Annotated in this window: 14 protein-coding genes and 1 pseudogene; 11 read left to right on the top strand and 4 right to left on the bottom strand. The window is 72.3% G+C overall.

Annotated features, from left to right (window positions below; genetic code table 11):
* Nucleotides 1–258: 258 nt before the first annotated feature.
* Nucleotides 259–855, bottom strand: coding sequence for a TetR/AcrR family transcriptional regulator (locus DJ476_RS02685; protein ID WP_318294865.1), 597 nt, complete (start codon nt 853–855; stop codon nt 259–261).
* Between the two features lie 164 nt (nt 856–1,019).
* Here DJ476_RS02685 and DJ476_RS02680 point away from each other — a divergent pair, with 164 nt between their 5' ends.
* Together DJ476_RS02680 and DJ476_RS02675 are read left to right on the top strand one after the other, a co-directional pair.
* Nucleotides 1,020–1,460, top strand: coding sequence for a PPOX class F420-dependent oxidoreductase (locus tag DJ476_RS02680; protein WP_019761599.1), 441 nt, complete (start codon nt 1,020–1,022; stop codon nt 1,458–1,460).
* A gap of 97 nt (nt 1,461–1,557) precedes the next feature.
* Nucleotides 1,558–2,769 carry an MBL fold metallo-hydrolase gene (locus DJ476_RS02675; RefSeq protein ID WP_103417248.1) on the top strand — a complete coding sequence of 404 codons (1,212 nt, stop codon included), beginning with the start codon at nt 1,558–1,560 and terminating at the stop codon, nt 2,767–2,769.
* A 171-nt stretch (nt 2,770–2,940) separates the two neighbouring features.
* Here the strand turns inward: DJ476_RS02675 and DJ476_RS02670 are convergent, their stop codons facing one another.
* Nucleotides 2,941–4,386: a glyceraldehyde-3-phosphate dehydrogenase gene (locus DJ476_RS02670; RefSeq protein ID WP_103417249.1), complete on the bottom strand. Its 1,446-nt coding sequence runs from the start codon at nt 4,384–4,386 to the stop codon at nt 2,941–2,943.
* A gap of 373 nt (nt 4,387–4,759) precedes the next feature.
* Here DJ476_RS02670 and DJ476_RS02665 point away from each other — a divergent pair.
* The 5 genes and pseudogenes from DJ476_RS02665 (at nt 4,760) to DJ476_RS02645 (ending at nt 8,797) form a co-directional block, all read left to right on the top strand.
* Nucleotides 4,760–6,801, top strand: a pseudogene (locus tag DJ476_RS02665) (ATP-binding protein).
* Between the two features lie 5 nt (nt 6,802–6,806).
* Complete coding sequence (locus DJ476_RS02660; RefSeq protein WP_019763720.1) at nt 6,807–7,241, top strand: roadblock/LC7 domain-containing protein; 435 nt, start codon at nt 6,807–6,809, stop codon at nt 7,239–7,241.
* Nucleotides 7,242–7,243: 2 nt separating this feature from the next.
* Entirely contained in the window at nt 7,244–7,615 is a 372-nt protein-coding gene (locus DJ476_RS02655) for a DUF742 domain-containing protein (RefSeq protein WP_018492059.1), read from the top strand.
* Nucleotides 7,593–8,216 carry a GTP-binding protein gene (locus DJ476_RS02650; RefSeq protein ID WP_018492060.1) on the top strand — a complete coding sequence of 208 codons (624 nt, stop codon included), beginning with the start codon at nt 7,593–7,595 and terminating at the stop codon, nt 8,214–8,216. Before DJ476_RS02655 ends, DJ476_RS02650 begins: the two co-directional genes overlap by 23 nt.
* Entirely contained in the window at nt 8,213–8,797 is a 585-nt protein-coding gene (locus DJ476_RS02645) for a GAF domain-containing protein (RefSeq protein ID WP_112489724.1), read from the top strand. The genes DJ476_RS02650 and DJ476_RS02645 overlap by 4 nt, the downstream gene beginning before the upstream one ends.
* Before the next feature lie 18 nt (nt 8,798–8,815).
* Here DJ476_RS02645 and DJ476_RS02640 read toward each other — a convergent pair whose 3' ends face one another.
* Nucleotides 8,816–9,838 (bottom strand): LacI family DNA-binding transcriptional regulator, encoded by a 1,023-nt coding sequence (locus DJ476_RS02640; RefSeq protein WP_112489723.1) that lies wholly within the window; start codon nt 9,836–9,838, stop codon nt 8,816–8,818.
* 252 nt (nt 9,839–10,090) lie between these two features.
* On the opposite strand from DJ476_RS02640, the gene DJ476_RS02635 reads away from it, so the two are divergent.
* Genes DJ476_RS02635 through DJ476_RS02625 form a run of 3 tightly spaced genes read left to right on the top strand, consistent with a single transcriptional unit; the run spans nt 10,091 to nt 12,936 of the window.
* Entirely contained in the window at nt 10,091–10,954 is an 864-nt protein-coding gene (locus tag DJ476_RS02635) for an ABC transporter permease (RefSeq protein ID WP_112489722.1), read from the top strand.
* Nucleotides 10,955–11,014: 60 nt separating this feature from the next.
* Nucleotides 11,015–12,034 carry an ABC transporter substrate-binding protein gene (locus tag DJ476_RS02630; protein WP_112489721.1) on the top strand — a complete coding sequence of 340 codons (1,020 nt, stop codon included), beginning with the start codon at nt 11,015–11,017 and terminating at the stop codon, nt 12,032–12,034.
* Nucleotides 12,035–12,039: 5 nt separating this feature from the next.
* On the top strand, nt 12,040–12,936 hold the full coding sequence (locus tag DJ476_RS02625; RefSeq protein WP_318294864.1) for an ABC transporter ATP-binding protein: 897 nt from the start codon (nt 12,040–12,042) through the stop codon (nt 12,934–12,936).
* A gap of 244 nt (nt 12,937–13,180) precedes the next feature.
* Here the strand turns inward: DJ476_RS02625 and DJ476_RS02620 are convergent, their stop codons facing one another.
* Nucleotides 13,181–14,014 (bottom strand): TetR/AcrR family transcriptional regulator, encoded by an 834-nt coding sequence (locus DJ476_RS02620; RefSeq protein WP_112489719.1) that lies wholly within the window; start codon nt 14,012–14,014, stop codon nt 13,181–13,183.
* Between the two features lie 130 nt (nt 14,015–14,144).
* Here DJ476_RS02620 and DJ476_RS02615 point away from each other — a divergent pair, with 130 nt between their 5' ends.
* Nucleotides 14,145–15,104: an NAD-dependent epimerase/dehydratase family protein gene (locus DJ476_RS02615; protein ID WP_112489718.1), complete on the top strand. Its 960-nt coding sequence runs from the start codon at nt 14,145–14,147 to the stop codon at nt 15,102–15,104.
* Nucleotides 15,105–15,197: the final 93 nt, after the last annotated feature.

Raw genomic sequence — 15,197 nt, 5'->3', positions numbered from 1 at the left:
TGGAGGGCGCGCGGGCGAGGCGCCGGGAGAGAGGGGCAGGCAGCCGAGGCGCCGGGGCGGGCCGGCCACATGCCTGGGCGTGCGGGCGGGCCGGTGGGGCCTGGATGGGGCCGGGTGGGCCGGTGGGGCGCCTCGGCTCCGGCGGGCCGGATGCCTCGGGCCCGGCGGACGGGTGCCGGGCCCGGCGGGTGCGTCGGCTCCGGCGGACCGGGCGCCTCAGGCCTGGCGGAAGGTCCGGCGGACCACCGGACGCGGGCGTCAGGCGGTCAGCGCGGACTCGTCGATGCCCAGCTCGCGGGCGAGCGCCTCGTCGGTCCAGCGCAGCATCGTGGCCCGGGGGAGCGGACCCTCGTACGAGGTCATCTGCACGGCCAGACCGTCCAGCAGGGCGGTCAGCCGCCAGGCCGCCGACTCCGGGTCCGCGCACCGGAACTCGCCGGCGGCGGCGCCCTCCTCGATGACCTCGGCCAGCTCCGTCTTCCACCGCCGGTCGAGGTCGCCCGCCACCTCACGCAGGGCGGGCTCCCGCAGCGAGGCGGCCCACCCCTCGATCCAGAGCCGCCACCCCTTGGCCTGCCCGGTCGGCGCATACCAGCGCACGGCTGAGCGGAGACGGCGTACGGCGGTGGTGCGGCGGGCCAGCAGCTTCCGCAGATGGGCGAGGTCGGCCTCGGCCGCGTACGCGAAGGCGGCGGCGACCAGCTTCTCCTTGGTCGAGAAGTGGTAGAGCACCAGCGCGTTGCTCACCCCCAGCGCGGACGCCACATCGGCGATGCGCACGGAGGAGGCCCCGCGGATCTCGATCTGCTCGACCGTCGCCCGCAGCAGCTCCTCGCGCCGCTCCGCCACGTTCAACCGGACTCTAGCCACCCGACCACCCTAGTCAATGTCCCGGTCACTGCCGGTCACCGGAGATCATGCCGTCACCGGGATGACGCGACGGCGCCGCCCGGATGTGACACCCCCCGCGGAAGCGGCCGGGCCGGAATCCTGGCGGTGGCAGGCACGTTGGACCGTTCATGACGTCATTCGAACCGGCACAGGAAGCGCTGCTCCCGCTCATCGGTGAGCAGGACGGGGGAGTGCTGGTCACTCTCAAGCGGGACGGGCGGCCCCAGCTGTCCAACGTGAGCCACGCCTACTACCCCGACGAGCGGGCGATCCGGGTGTCGGTCACCGAGGGCCGGGCGAAGACCCGCAACCTGCGGCGCGACCCCCGCGCGAGCTACCACGTCACCAGCGACGACCGCTGGGCCTGGACCGTCGCGGAGGGCACCGCCGAGCTGACCCCGCCCGCCGCCGAGCGGGACGACGCCACGGTGGAGGCCCTGATCGCGCTCTACCGCGACGTGCGGGGCGAGCACCCGGACTGGGAGGACTACCGGCGCGCCATGGTCGAGGACCGAAGGGTGGTGCTCACGCTGCGCATCGAGCATGTGTACGGACAGCCGCGTGGCTGAGCGGGTCACCCGGTCGCTGCTCCGTTCACGGTTCTCTTCTCGCCCCGTCGGACAGTCCGACGATAATGAGACGACACCGACTCCCCCTGGAGATGTTGTGACCGGCGCCGACTACTTTGTCCCCTTCCGTACGAAGCTGCGTTCGATGCGCTCCGAGCCCTTCGGGGCCGATCCCGCGGGAGCGCGGCTGCAGCGCATCCTGAACTCGCCGAACTTCGCCGACGGGGTGTTCCAGAACCCGCTGGGCGCCCGGACCAGGCCGTCGGGCTCCACGCTGGAGTTCGCGAAGGTCTACTTCCAGAAGGAGCAGCGGGTCCGCAGGGCGCCGGCCGGCACCGTGCCGGTCCATGCCACCACTCTCGCGGATCTGGCCGCACCGCCCGCCACCGGGCTGAGGCTGACCTGGATGGGCCACTCCAGCGTCCTCGCGGAGATCGACGGCCGCCGGGTGCTGTTCGACCCGGTCTGGGGCGAGCGGTGTTCCCCGTTCCCGTTCGTGGGGCCCAAGCGGCTGCACCCGGTGCCCGTGCCGCTCACCACGCTCGGTGACGTCGACGTGGTGGTGATCTCCCACGATCACTACGACCACCTCGACCTGCCGACGATCCGCGCCCTGGCGGGCACCGGTACCGTCTTCGCCGTGCCGCTCGGGGTCGGCGCCCATCTGGAGCGCTGGGGAGTGGCTCCGGACCGGCTGCGCGAACTCGACTGGAACGAGACCGCGAAGGTCAACGGGATCAGCCTCACCGCCACCCCCGCGCGCCACTTCTGCGGCCGTGGCCTGCGGAACAACCAGCACACCCTGTGGGCCTCCTGGTCCGTCAGGGGCCCGGAGCACCGCATCTACCACAGCGGCGATACGGGCTACTTCCCCGGCTTCCGGGACATCGGCGCCGAGCACGGCCCCTTCGACGCCACGATGATCCAGATCGGCGCCTATTCGGAGTACTGGCCGGACATCCACATGACCCCCGCCGAGGGGATGCGCGCCCACCTGGACCTCCAGGGTGGACGCCCGCACGGGGTGCTCCTGCCGATCCACTGGGGCACCTTCAACCTCGCCCCGCACGCCTGGGCCGAGCCCGCGGAGTGGACGAAGGATGCCGCCGAGGAGGCCGAGCAGGCGGCGGCGTTCCCCCGGCCGGGCGAACCCTTCGAGCCGGCCGGAGCCCTTCCGGTGGACCCGTGGTGGCGCCCCGTCTCCGCCCCGATGGCGCCGCCCCGCTGGCGTACGGCGACAGCGGAGACGGTCCCGGGCGGTGCCGCCCCGGTGGCACGCCGGGATCTGGACGTGGCCGGGGAGCGGTGATCGCCGGGGCCGGGGCGCGCATCCGCCCCGGTTCCCCACGCCGTCCCGCAACGGTCGACCGCACACGGCCGGACACGAGCGGGCCGGCACCCCGGACGGAAGGGGTGCCGGCCCGCGAGGCCGTGCCGCGGCAATGCCGCCGTCCTCCTCGCGAGAGGACGGCGTACGGGGTCAGGCCGCCGGGGCCGGGTACGTCGGGTACTCCACGCCGGAGACGTGCTGGACGACCCGGATGACCTGGCACGAGTAGCCGAACTCGTTGTCGTACCAGAGGTAGAGGATCGCGTTGTCGCCGTCGACCTTGGTGGCGCCCGCGTCGACGATCGAGGCGTGGCGCGAGCCGATGAAGTCGCTGGAGACCGCGTCGGGGGCGCTGATGAAGTCGATCTGGCGCTTCAGCGGGGAGGCCAGCGACACGTTGCGGAGGTAGTCGAGGACCTCCTCGCGGCTCGCCTCACGGCCCAGGCGCAGGCTCAGGATCGCGATCGAGACGTCCGGCACCGGGACGCGGATGGAGCTGCCGGTGATCGGCGCGTCCAGCTCGGGCAGCGCCTTGGCCACGGCGGAGGCTGCACCGGTCTCGGTGATGACCATGTTGAGCGCCGCCGAACGGCCACGGCGGTCGGAGCTGTGGTAGTTGTCCAGCAGGTTCTGGTCGTTGGTGTACGAGTGGACGGTCTCCACGTGGCCGCGCAGCACGCCGTACTCGTCCGCCATCGCCTTGAGCGGCGGGACGATCGCGTTGGTGGTGCAGGACGCGCAGGAGAGGATCTGCTCGTCGTCCTTGATCGTGTCGTGGTTGACCCCGTGGACGATGTTGGGGACGTCGCCCTTGCCCGGAGCGGTCAGGACCACCTTGGCGATGCCGGGGCGCAGGTGCTTCGAGAGCCCCTCACGGTCCCGCCACCGGCCGGTGTTGTCGATCAGGATCGCGTCCTTGATCCCGTACTCGGTGTAGTCCACCGTCGTCGGGTCGTCCGAGTAGATCACCTTGATCTCGTTGCCGTTGGCGACGATCTTGCTGTTCGCCTCGTCGACGGTGATCGTGCCGGAGAACTGGCCGTGGATCGAGTCGCGCCGCAGCAGTGAGGCGCGCTTGACGATGTCCTGGCCGGAGCCCTTGCGTACGACGATGGCGCGCAGCCGCAGTCCGTTGCCGGAACCGGCCTTCTCGATGAGGAGCCGGGCGATGAGGCGGCCGATGCGGCCGAAGCCGTAGAGGACGACGTCCCGGGAGTCGCGGCGCTCGATCTTGTTGGCGCCGGTCGCCCCCGCGACGGCCTCGGCGGTGAACTCCTCGACCGACAGGCCGCGGTCGTCGGCCCGGTAGGTCGCGGCCAGCATGCCGATGTCGATCTGGGAGGGGCCGAGATCCAGCGTCGTCAGCGCCTTGAGGAACGGCATCGTCTCGGTGACGGACAGCTCCTCACCGGCGATCTGCCGGGCGAAGCGGTGGGTCTTGAGGATGCTGACCACCGACTTGTTCACCAGGGAGCGGCTGTGCAGCAGGACATTCACGTCCTGCTCACGGTGCAGCTTCCCGATGATCGGGATCATCGACTCCGCGATCTCCTCGCGGTGCATCCAGTTGGTGAACGAGTCGTCATTGACAGTCACGTGTTTATCTTTCGAGCTAGGCGGCGCTCATATGGTAGCCGCACCGGTCCGATCATCCTTCAGGTGGTCCCCCTCGGTGGATCGGCCGGGTGGGCGCACCGGTGTCAATCCGGCGTAATCGGGCGCCCGTGCGAGGGCTCATACCAGAGCGGGACGGATGGCGGGCAAGTTCTCCAACTGCCCGTCGCACACAGGTTGCTGGCGACTACCGTGTGTGCTCGGTGATCAACGGGGGGCTCCTGTACCCCGGGCCGGCCGACCGCCGGTCCGAACGGGAACCACCACCGTGGGTGCCACCGCATGAACGCCGTATGAACGCCGACAGGGGCGCCGGGAACGCCGATTTCCGGTGCCCCCTGTACCGAGGACGCTGATGTCTCAACTTCGCGCACCCGCCGCGCGACCGGACCGCCGTGAGGGCGGGCGGCACGGCCGCCCCGGCGCTCGCGCCCACTCGGCCACCAGCAGGCCGCGCGCCGCACAGCCCTCCGCCGAGTCCCGCATACGCCCACAGTTGCTGCGGACCGCACTGCTCCCCACCGTCGCCGCCCTGCTCAGCGGCGCGGCAGCCGTCATCTTCACCATCCGCGACGGCGCCGTCGACCCGTCCCCGAGCCTCTGGGCCGCGCTCGGCGGATCGGCCGCCCTGGCCGTCGCCGCCGTGGCCGCCGCCTACCTCGGCGCCCACCGGGTGGCCGGTGCCGTGCTCGACCGGGCGCTGACGCTCCGCCGCACCAGCGCCCAGGGCCAGGCCGAGATCCAGCGGGTGGTCGAGCAGCTCCGGGCCGGGGAGCCCGTCGGACCACGGCGGCCCGCGCCCCCGCCCGCCACCGCCGACGGCGACGCCTTCGACCTGCTCGCCCAGGAGATGGGCCGGGCCCAGGACGCCGCGGTCACCGCCGTCGTCCAGGCCTCCCAGCTCTTCAGCTCGGCGGGCAACGAACAGAAGGTCGAGGTCTTCGTCAACCTCGCCCGCCGGCTCCAGTCCCTGGTCCACCGCGAGATCCAGATCCTGGACGAGCTCGAGCACGAGGTCGAGGACCCCGACCTGCTCAAGGGCCTCTTCCACGTTGACCACCTCGCCACCCGCATCCGCCGCCACGCGGAGAACCTCGCCGTCCTCGGCGGGGCCGTCTCCCGGCGCCAGTGGAGCAACCCGGTCACCATGACCGAGGTGCTGCGCTCGACCATCGCGGAGGTCGAGCAGTACCCCCGGGTCAAGCTCGTCCCGCCGATGGACGGCACCCTGCGCGGCCACGCCGTCGCCGACGTGATCCACCTGCTGGCCGAACTGGTCGAGAACGCCACGGTGTTCTCCGCCCCGCACACCCAGGTCCTGCTCCGCGTCCAGCGCGTCACCGCCGGAATCGCGCTGGAGGTGGAGGACCGAGGCCTCGGGATGCCCGATCACGAGCAGAACCGGATGAACGCGCTCCTCTCCGACCCCGACCGGGTCAACGTCGCCCATCTGCTCCAGGACGGCCGGATCGGTCTCTTCGTCGTCTCGGCCCTGGCCCGCCGCCACGGCATCGCCGTCCGCCTGCAGAGCAACATCTACGGCGGCACCCAGGCGGTCCTGGTCCTGCCGCAGACCCTCCTCGGGGCCGACCCCGAGACCCCGGCCGCCCCGGGCACCGTCCCCGTACCGCCCCCCGGAGCCGTGCACCGGCCGCCCGCGGACGACGGGACCCCGGCCCCGCCCGCGCCCCCGCAGGTCCAGGGCGCACCACCGCAGGCCGCCGCCCCCGCAGCCCAGCCGCCCCCCGGTCATCCGCGCGACGCCCAGGCCCCGGGTTCGCACGCCCACGCCGCACCGGAGAGCCGCCCGTCGGCACCGCGCGGCGAGGCCCCGCCCCTGCCCCTCCGCGCCGAGCGGGCCGACCAGCCCGTACCGCCCGCGACCACCCCCGACCGGACCGCGACACCGGCAGCCACCCCCGACGGGTCCGCGCGACCGACACCCGACCGGACCGCGCCCCCCGCAACCGCCCCCGACCGGCCCGCCCCGGCCCCCTTCACCCCCCAGCGGGTCGACCGGCCCGTACCGCCCGCCGCCCGCCCCGAGCTGCCGAAGCGCTCCAACCAGGAACACATCGTTCCGCAGCTCCGCGAAGCGCCCGCCCCCCGGGTCGAGGACGAACACGCCCTGCACGACCCGGGCCTCATGGCCGCCTTCCGGCGCGGCGTCGACCTCGCCGAGGCGCAGAACGCGCAGGAGGAGGAGACCACCACCGGCTACGGCGACCCGGCCGCGCCCACCGCGCTCGACGCCCCCCTGGAGACCCTCGCCCCCTCCCCGTACGAGGAGCCGCCGGAGCGCCCACGTCCCCCGGACGCCCGCAGACCGGGCACGACCCCTTCCTGCCGGGCCACACCGTGCCGGAACCCCGTAAAGACACGACCTTCAAGGAGTAGACACGATGGCGAGCGACATGGCGTCCGGTCAGGTCTCGGACCTGGACTGGCTGCTGAGCGGACTGGTCCAGCGCGTGCCCTACACGCGCAGCGCGGTGCTTCTCTCCGCCGACGGACTGGTGAAATCCGTCCACGGCATGGACCCCGACAGCGCCGACCACATGGCCGCCCTGGCCGCCGGCCTGTACTCCCTGGGCCGCAGCGCCGGGGCCCGCTTCGGGGACAACGGCGACGTCCGGCAGGTGGTCGTCGAACTCGACTCCACCCTGCTGTTCGTCTCCACGGCCGGCTCCGGCACCTGTCTTGCCGTCCTCGCCGGACGCGAGGCGGACGCCGCCGTGCTCGGCTACGAGATGGCGATGCTCGTCAAGAGCGTCCGGCCCTATCTGATGACCCCGCTCCGCCAGCCGGCCGGGGCCCCGTTCACCCCGGGGCTGTGAGGATGCCGGCCCCGCAGGACGGGCCCCTGCTCGACGACGCGGCCGGCCGGCTGATCCGCCCGTACACCGTCAGCAACGGCCGCACCCGGCCGTCCACCGGCTTCGATCTGCTCTCCCTGGTCATGGCCACGGGCATCGAACCGGACATCCACCTCGGCCCCGAGCACACCGTGGCCCTCGGACTGTGCGAGGGGCCCATGTCCGTCGCCGAGATCGCCGCGCACCTCCGGCTGCCCGCGGTCGTCACCAAGGTGCTCCTCTCCGACCTGGTCGACTGCGGCGCGGTCACCGCGCACGCCCCCGCTTTCCACGACACACCCACCGACCGATCCCTGCTGGAGGCAGTGCTCGATGGTTTACGACGACAGCTCTGACCGCACCGGAACCGCCGAGTTCTTCCCCGTGGCCCTCAAGGTCCTGGTCGCGGGCGGCTTCGGTGTCGGCAAGACGACCTTCGTCGGCGCGGTCAGCGAAATCGCTCCGCTGAGCACGGAGGAGCTGCTCACCCAGGTCAGCGTGGGCACCGACAACCTGGAGGGCGTCGAGTCCAAGACGGCCACCACCGTCGCCATGGACTTCGGCCGCATCACGCTCTCCGAACAGCATGTGCTGTACCTGTTCGGCACCCCGGGGCAGGAGCGGTTCTGGTTCATGTGGGACGAACTCTCCCAGGGCGCGCTCGGCGCCGTGGTGCTCGCCGACACCCGGCGGCTGGCCGAGTGCTTCGCCGCCGTGGACTTCTTCGAGCGGCGCGGCATCGGCTTCATCGTCGCCGTCAACGAGTTCGACGGCGCCTACCGCTACGAACCCGAGGAGATCCGGGCCGCACTCGACCTCGGACCCGCGGTCCCCGTCGTCCTGTGCGACGCACGGATCGCCAGCTCCGGTACGGGGGCGCTGGTCACCCTCGTACAGCATCTGATCAACGCCACCTCCGCGCCCGCGCCGCTCCAGGCCTTCGGAGCCCACCAGTGACGTCCTTCGCCACCGGCCGGATGCTGCTGACCCCCGCCGACCGGGACGGCCCGGCCCGCGCGGAGCGGCTGCGGCGGCTGGACCTCGGTGAACGGTCCGACGCCTCGTTCGACAACTTCGACGCCTTCGCCGACAAGGTCGCCGAAGTGACCGAATCGCCCTTCTCGATGGTCAACTTCATCGACGAGAACCGGCAGTTCTTCGCGGGACTGCACACCCCGGCGGGCAACAGCGGCGGACGGGACCTGGGGGCCACCGCGGCGAGCAGCAGCCGCACCGCGCGCTACATGGCCCGCGACCGCGGCTACTGCCCGCACGTCGTCGTACGGCGCAAGGCCCTGGTCCTGGACGATGTCTGCGACTACCCGCGCTTCGCCGGCAATCCGGTCGTCGACGACATAGGCGTGCGCTCCTATCTCGGCGCACCCCTCATCGACCGTACGGGCATCGCCCTGGGCACCGTCTGCGCCGTGGACACCGTGCCCCGCCCCTGGGGCCGCGCCGGGCTCGACACCATCAAGTCACTCGCCCAGGAACTCGTCCGCCAGATCGACCACCGGGAGGGCTACCGGCACCCCTGAACACCCGGGCCGCGCGCCTCAACTCCCGGGCGGGGCACCCGTGCTGCCCCGCAGTACCACCTCCCCGTCGACCCGCACCACCCGCGACCGCCCGGCCCCCGACGGGGTGCGCAGGGCCAGGGCGATCACGCGCTCACCCATCACGGCGAGCGGCAGCGCGACCGTGGACAGCGGAGGCGACAGCTCCCGTACGAGAGGGATGTCGTCGAACCCCGCCAGCGACATGTCCTCCGGCACCCGCACCCCCGCCTCGCGCAGCGCGGCCAGCGCGCCGACCGCCATCACGTCGGTCACCGCGAAGAGACAGGTCGGCCGGGGGCCACCGGCGGCCAGCAACCGCCGGGCCGCGTCATGCCCGCCCTCCCGGGTGAACGCCCCGCGCACCACCCGGCCGAGCCCGATCCCCGCCTCCGCCAGCCCGTCCCGGAATCCGGCCAACCGGTCGGCCACCGTGGTCAGTTCGGGCGGACCGGTGAGCGCGGCGAACTCCCGGTGGCCGAGCGCCACCAGCGCCTTCGCCAGCTTCGCGGCCCCGGCCCGGTTCTCCGGCAGCACGGCGTCCACCCGCAGCGACCGGTGCCGGCTGACCACCGCGACCCGCCCGCCCGCGCGCAGATACGGACCCAGCTCCGCGTCCATCGCCCGCTCCCAGGCCCGGTCCTGGAACCCGGAGCCGATCAGCAGGATGGCCCGCGCCCGCTGGGCCCGCAGCATCGAGACGTACGCGATCTCCCGGGCCGGCTCACGGAAGGTGGAGGCGAGCATCACCAGCAGGTCCCGCTCCGCCGCCGTCCGCATCACCCCGCCGGCGATGCCCGCGAAGTAGGGATCGCCGACGTCGTGGCAGATCAGTCCCACCGTACGGTTCCCGTCGGTGCCGGCCAGGGCCTGGGCATGGGCGTTGGGGATGTAGCCGAGGAGATCGGCCGCCGCGCGCACCCGGCCGCGCAGCTCGTGGCGGACCCGGGTGGTGCCGTTGAGCGCCCGGGAGGCGGTGGCCGGTGACACGCCCGCCTCGCGGGCCACGGCGGCGAGCGTCACATGAGGGGCCGGGGCACGGCGGCGTGAGGTGAAGTGGGGCGGTGGTTCCCGTTCACTCAACTCGGCCCCCAGGGTGCGGTGGTGGCAGGTCCCGAAACTTACGGACGGCCTCTTGACCGTGTGCGCGGCGAGTCATTAGCGTGGCGGCACCTTATCAGAAAGCGCTTTCTGAAAGCGCGTTCAGCTCACCGGCACAGCATCGCAGCATGGTACAGCTCGTCACAACTACCCTCTTCCTCAAGGGAGTTCACCGTGAGTGGGAGTGTGTTGGCCAAGAGGACCGCCGAGGTGGCAGGGGTCGCCCACCGGGCGGGCCCCACGGCGGGCGAGCGGCTGGCCCGGGCGGCGGAGCGGAGCTGGCGGCCGGTGGCGCTGCTGCTCGCCTGCTTCGCGCTCTGGTGGGCCGTCGCGGCCGCCGAAGTGGTCGAGCCCTATCTCGTACCGTCGCCCGGCGCGACCCTCGACGTCCTGACGGGCAAGGCGGGTTACCTCTGGCAGCACAGCTGGGTGACGACGTACGAGACGCTCCTCGGCTTCGTCATCGCGGTCGCCGTCGGGGTGCTCGCCGCGGTGGTGATGGTGTACTCCTCCACCGTCGAGCGCACGCTCTACCCGATCCTCCTCTTCGCCCAGGTCGTGCCGAAGATCGCCATCGCCCCGCTCTTCGTGGTGTGGCTCGGCTTCGGTATCGCCCCCAAGATCCTGATCGCCGTCCTGATCGCCTTCTTCCCGGTGGTGATCTCGATGGTCACCGGCCTCAAGGCCGTCGACCCGGAGATGCTCCAACTCTCCGCCACCATGGGGGCGAAGCCCTGGCAGACCTTCGTGAAGATCCGCTTCCCGGCCTCGCTCCCGCATCTGTTCTCGGGGCTCAAGGTCGCCGTCACCCTCGCGGTGACCGGGGCCGTCGTCGGGGAGTTCGTCGGGGCGAACGAGGGCCTCGGCTATGTGATCCTCCAGGCCAACGGCAACCTCGACACCCCGATGCTCTTCGCGGGACTGCTGGTGATGTCGCTGATCGGCGTCGTCCTCTTCGTCGTCGTCGAGATCGCGGAGAAGCTCCTGCTCCCGTGGCACGCGAGCCGCCGGGACACCTCGGCCACCACCACGTACTGACGCCAGCACGACGATTCCGGGTCGCCTCCCGTACCGACCCGTCGCGAGAAGGGCCAGCCCATGCACGCGCGCAGACTCCTCATCGGTGCCGTACCCCTCGTCCTGGTCGCGACCGCCTGCGGCGGCGGGGACGCGTCGACCACCACCAGCGACTCCGGCAAGAAGCTGGACCGGGTCACGCTGACGCTCAACTGGTATCCGTACGGCGAACACGCCCCGTTCTACTACGGAAAGCAGCAGAAGATCTTCGAGAAGCACGGCATCGACCTCGAAGTCCGCGCGGGCCAGGGCTCGCAGAAGACGGTCCAGGCAACTGCCGCCGGACAGACGGACTTCGGCTGGGCGGACACCCCGGCGCTGCTCTCCGGGGTGGACCAGGGCGTCAAGGTGAAGAGCCTCGGCGTCTTCCTCCAGACCACGCCCGCCTCCGTGCAGTCCTTCGACGCGGAAGGCATCACCGCACCCGCCGACCTGAAGGGCCGCACCATCGCCGGAACGGCCGGGGACGCGCTCTCCAAGACCTTCCCGATCTTCCTGAAGAAGAACGGCATCGGCGAGTCGGACGTCAAGGTCCAGAACACCGACCCGGCGGGCAAGATCGCCGCCGTGATCTCGGGGAAGACGGACGGGCTGCTCGGTTACGCCAGCGACCAGGGGCCCACCATGCAGGACAAGGCCAAGAAGCCGGTCTCGTACCTCCGATTCTCCGAGCACGGGCTGAACTTCTACTCCAACGGGCTGCTCGCCGGGCAGAAGATCCTCGCCGTGAAGCCGGAGTTGGCCCGGCGGATGGTGCAGGCGGTGAGCGAGGCGTGGACGGTGGCGGCGAAGGCGCCGGGGCCCGCGGTCGCCGCGATGCAGGGCGCGTCCGAGCAACTGCCGCCCGAGGCCGTCCTGTCGGAGCAGTTCGCCACGACGCTCACCCTGCTGCACACCGAGGCCACGGAGGGGCAGGCGCCGGGCGTCAATACCGAGGCCGACTGGCAGCAGACCATCGACGTGTTCGCGGAGGCGGGCATGGTGGCCTCGCCGGAGGCCGTGACCGAGTACTGGGACACGAAGACGGCGTTGAAGGGATGACGACGATGCCGAAGGGGCGGGCGACAAGCGAGCGGGCTTTGGCTGAGGAGGCTTTGGCTGGGGAGGCTTTGGTCGAGCGGGCACCTTCCGCCGGTGCCGGTGCCGGTGCCGGTACGGGGGCGGGCGTCGGAGCCGCGTCGGTCCAACTGGCCGATGTGGAGGTCCGGTTCCGCAGCAAGAAGCGCGATGTGACGGCGCTGAGCGACATCTCGCTGGACGTCGCGCCGGGGGAGTTCGTCGCCATCGTCGGCCCGTCGGGGTGCGGCAAGTCCACGCTCCTCAAACTGGTCGCCGGACTGCTCACGGCCTCCTCGGGCGACGTGCTGCTCGGCGGCGAACGGGTCAAGGGCCCGCGCCACGACATCGGTTACGTCTTCCAGCGCGCGGCCCTGCTGGAGTGGCGCTCCGCGCTGCGCAACATCCTGCTCCAGGCCGAGATGCGCCGCATGCCCTCGGCCCGGGCGCGCGCCCGGGCCGACGAGCTGATCCGGATGACCGGCCTGACCGGCTTCGAGGACGCCTACCCGCACGAACTCTCCGGCGGCATGCAGCAACGGGTCGCGCTCTGCCGGGCGTTGCTCCACGAGCCGCCCGTCCTGCTGATGGACGAGCCGTTCGGCGCGCTCGACGCCCTGACCCGCGAGCAGCTGAACACCGAGCTGAACCGGATCTGGCGCACCACCGGCACCACGGTCCTGCTGGTCACCCACTCGATCTCGGAGGCGGTCTATCTGGCCGACCGGGTCGTGGTGATGAGCCCGCGTCCCGGCACCATCACGGAGATCATCGAGGTGGGGCTGCCCGCCGAGCGCGACTACGCCGAGACCCTGGGGCGCCCGGAGTTCCGCGCGGCCACGGCCCGCATCCGCGAGCTGCTGGGGGCGGTGTCGGCGCAGGACTGAGGGGGAGCCGTACGGGGGTGGGGCTGCGGGAGCCAGTCGTACGGGGGTGGGTGGGCGAGCCCGTACAGGCACCCTGCGCGTGAGCCCGGCCTTTCGGTACGGGCGCCTCGGGCGTGCCCCCGGCCTTTCGGTACGGGCACCCCGCGCGCGACCCCGGCCCTTTCGCGAGACGCCCCCGGGCCCCTCACTCCCGGGCCCCTCACTCCCGGGCTCCTCACTCCCGGGCTCCTCACTCCCGGGCCCCTCACTCCAGCCCGAACGCGTCCGCCAGCAGCTCCATGTGGGCGCCCAGCAACGTGCCGCCGCGGTGCGCCATCCCGGCGAACTGGCCGGCCACTTCCAGGCTCACCGAGCCGTGCAACTGGGTCCAGGCCAGCACCGCCCCCGCCAGCGCCGAGGCCGCTGCTCGGTCCACGCCTCCGCTCCGGGTTTCACCGACAGCCTCGGCCTCGTCGGCCTCCCCGACAGCCTCAGCTTCCACGGCGGTCCCGGCCGCCCCGGCCTCGTCGGCTTCCGCGTCGGGGCCGACCGCATCCGGTGCGTACCGGGCCACCCACGCCCCCACCGTCTCGTCCGCTGCCAGCCAGGCGGCCATCTCCTCCACCGTGCCGGCCACCGCCGGACCGGGATTCCCGGCGGCGAAGAGCGGCAGGAAGGGCCCGAGCACCGCGCGGGCCCGCTCCAGTGTGTCGGCCGGGGCCACATAGCCCGGGACCGGATCGCCCTGGATCAGCAGATAGCGGTGCGGCTCCGCGATCGCCCAGGCGCGGTAGGCGGCGGCCAGGTCGTGCAGCCGCGCCCGCCCACCGCGTGAGCCTCGCGCCGAGCGGGCCGCCGCCCGGGCCATCGCGGCCGCGGCATCGTCGTACGCGTCCCTGATCAGGGCGCTGAGCAGATCGTCCCGGGAGGCGAAGTAGCGGTAGAGGGCAGGACCGGAGAGGCCCATCTCCTTGGCGATCCGCGTCAGGGCGAGGGCGCCGCCACCGCCTTCCGCGAGCTGCCGCAGGGCCAGGTTCTTGATCTCCGCGCGGGTCTGTTCCCGGTACCGGGCGCGCGGTCCCTGCTGGGCCCGTTCCATGGCGGTCCCCTCTCGCCGACCGTGCTCACCCCTGTTACAGATTCTAACAACCGCTATTGCGATGGTCTATCGCGAGAGTTATAGTCTCTAACGTAAGTGAGAAGGGATCGATCTCGACAAGGGGCACCCCATGACCACCACCACCGCACCCGCTCTGCACACCGTCCTCGGCTCCGGGCCCGCTGGTACGGCCCTGGCCGCGGAACTGGTCCGCCGGGGCCACCCGGTCCGGCTCGTCGACCGCTCGGGCGGCGGCCCGGCGATCGAGGGGGTCGAGCGGTACGCCGCCGATGTCGCCACCCCCGAGGGAGCCCGGGCGGCCGTGGCCGGGGCCGCTGTCGTGTACCACTGCGTCAACGTCGGCTATCACCTCCAGGTGGAGGTCATGCCGAAGATCCAGGAGGCGGTCCTCGGCGCGGCCGAGCAGGAGGGCGCCCGGCTCGTCGTCCTGGACACGCTCTACCCGTACGGCGAGACCCACGGTGCGGTGATGACCGAGGACTCCCCGTGGAACGCGACCACCCGCAAGGGCCGTATGCGCGCCGAACTCGACGCGCGCTATCTCGCCGCCCACCGCGAGGGCAGGCTGCCCGTCGTCCTCGGCCGCTCCGCCGACTTCGTCGGCCCCGGCGTGCTCAACTCCACTCTCGGCGGCGCCGTCTTCCCCGCCGCCCTCACCGGGCAGCCGGTGCCCGCGCTCGGGGACATCGACCTGCCGCACAGCTATACGTACATCGGTGACGTCGCCACCGGCCTCGCCATCCTCGGGGAGCGCCCGGAAGGCCACGGCCGGGTCTGGCACCTGCCCACCGCCCCGGCCCGTACCACCCGCGAGGTCCTCGCGCTGGTCGAGGAACGCACCGGGCGGCCGATCGACGTCACCGTGGTTGCCGAGCCCCGCCCCTTCGGGCCTTTCGACGAGACCTTCATGGCGGAGTACGCGGAGATGTTCTACCAGCACACGGAGGCGCAGATCGTCGACTCCTCGGCCATCGAGAAGGCCTTCGGGCTCACCCCCACCCCGCTGGAGACGGCTCTCGACGCCACCCTCGCCTGGTACGGCGAACTCCTCGCGGCCCCGCAGCACTGAACGCGCTCTGGCCCCGGGCGCGGAACCGCACACCCGGGACCGGACCGCACGGCGCGTGACCCGCACGCAGCACCGCGCCACGCAGCACCGCTC

Source organism: Streptomyces bacillaris (assembly GCF_003268675.1).
GTDB classification, from domain to species: Bacteria; Actinomycetota; Actinomycetes; order Streptomycetales; family Streptomycetaceae; genus Streptomyces; species Streptomyces bacillaris.
This window is presented reverse-complemented; position numbering and strand designations above follow the sequence as displayed.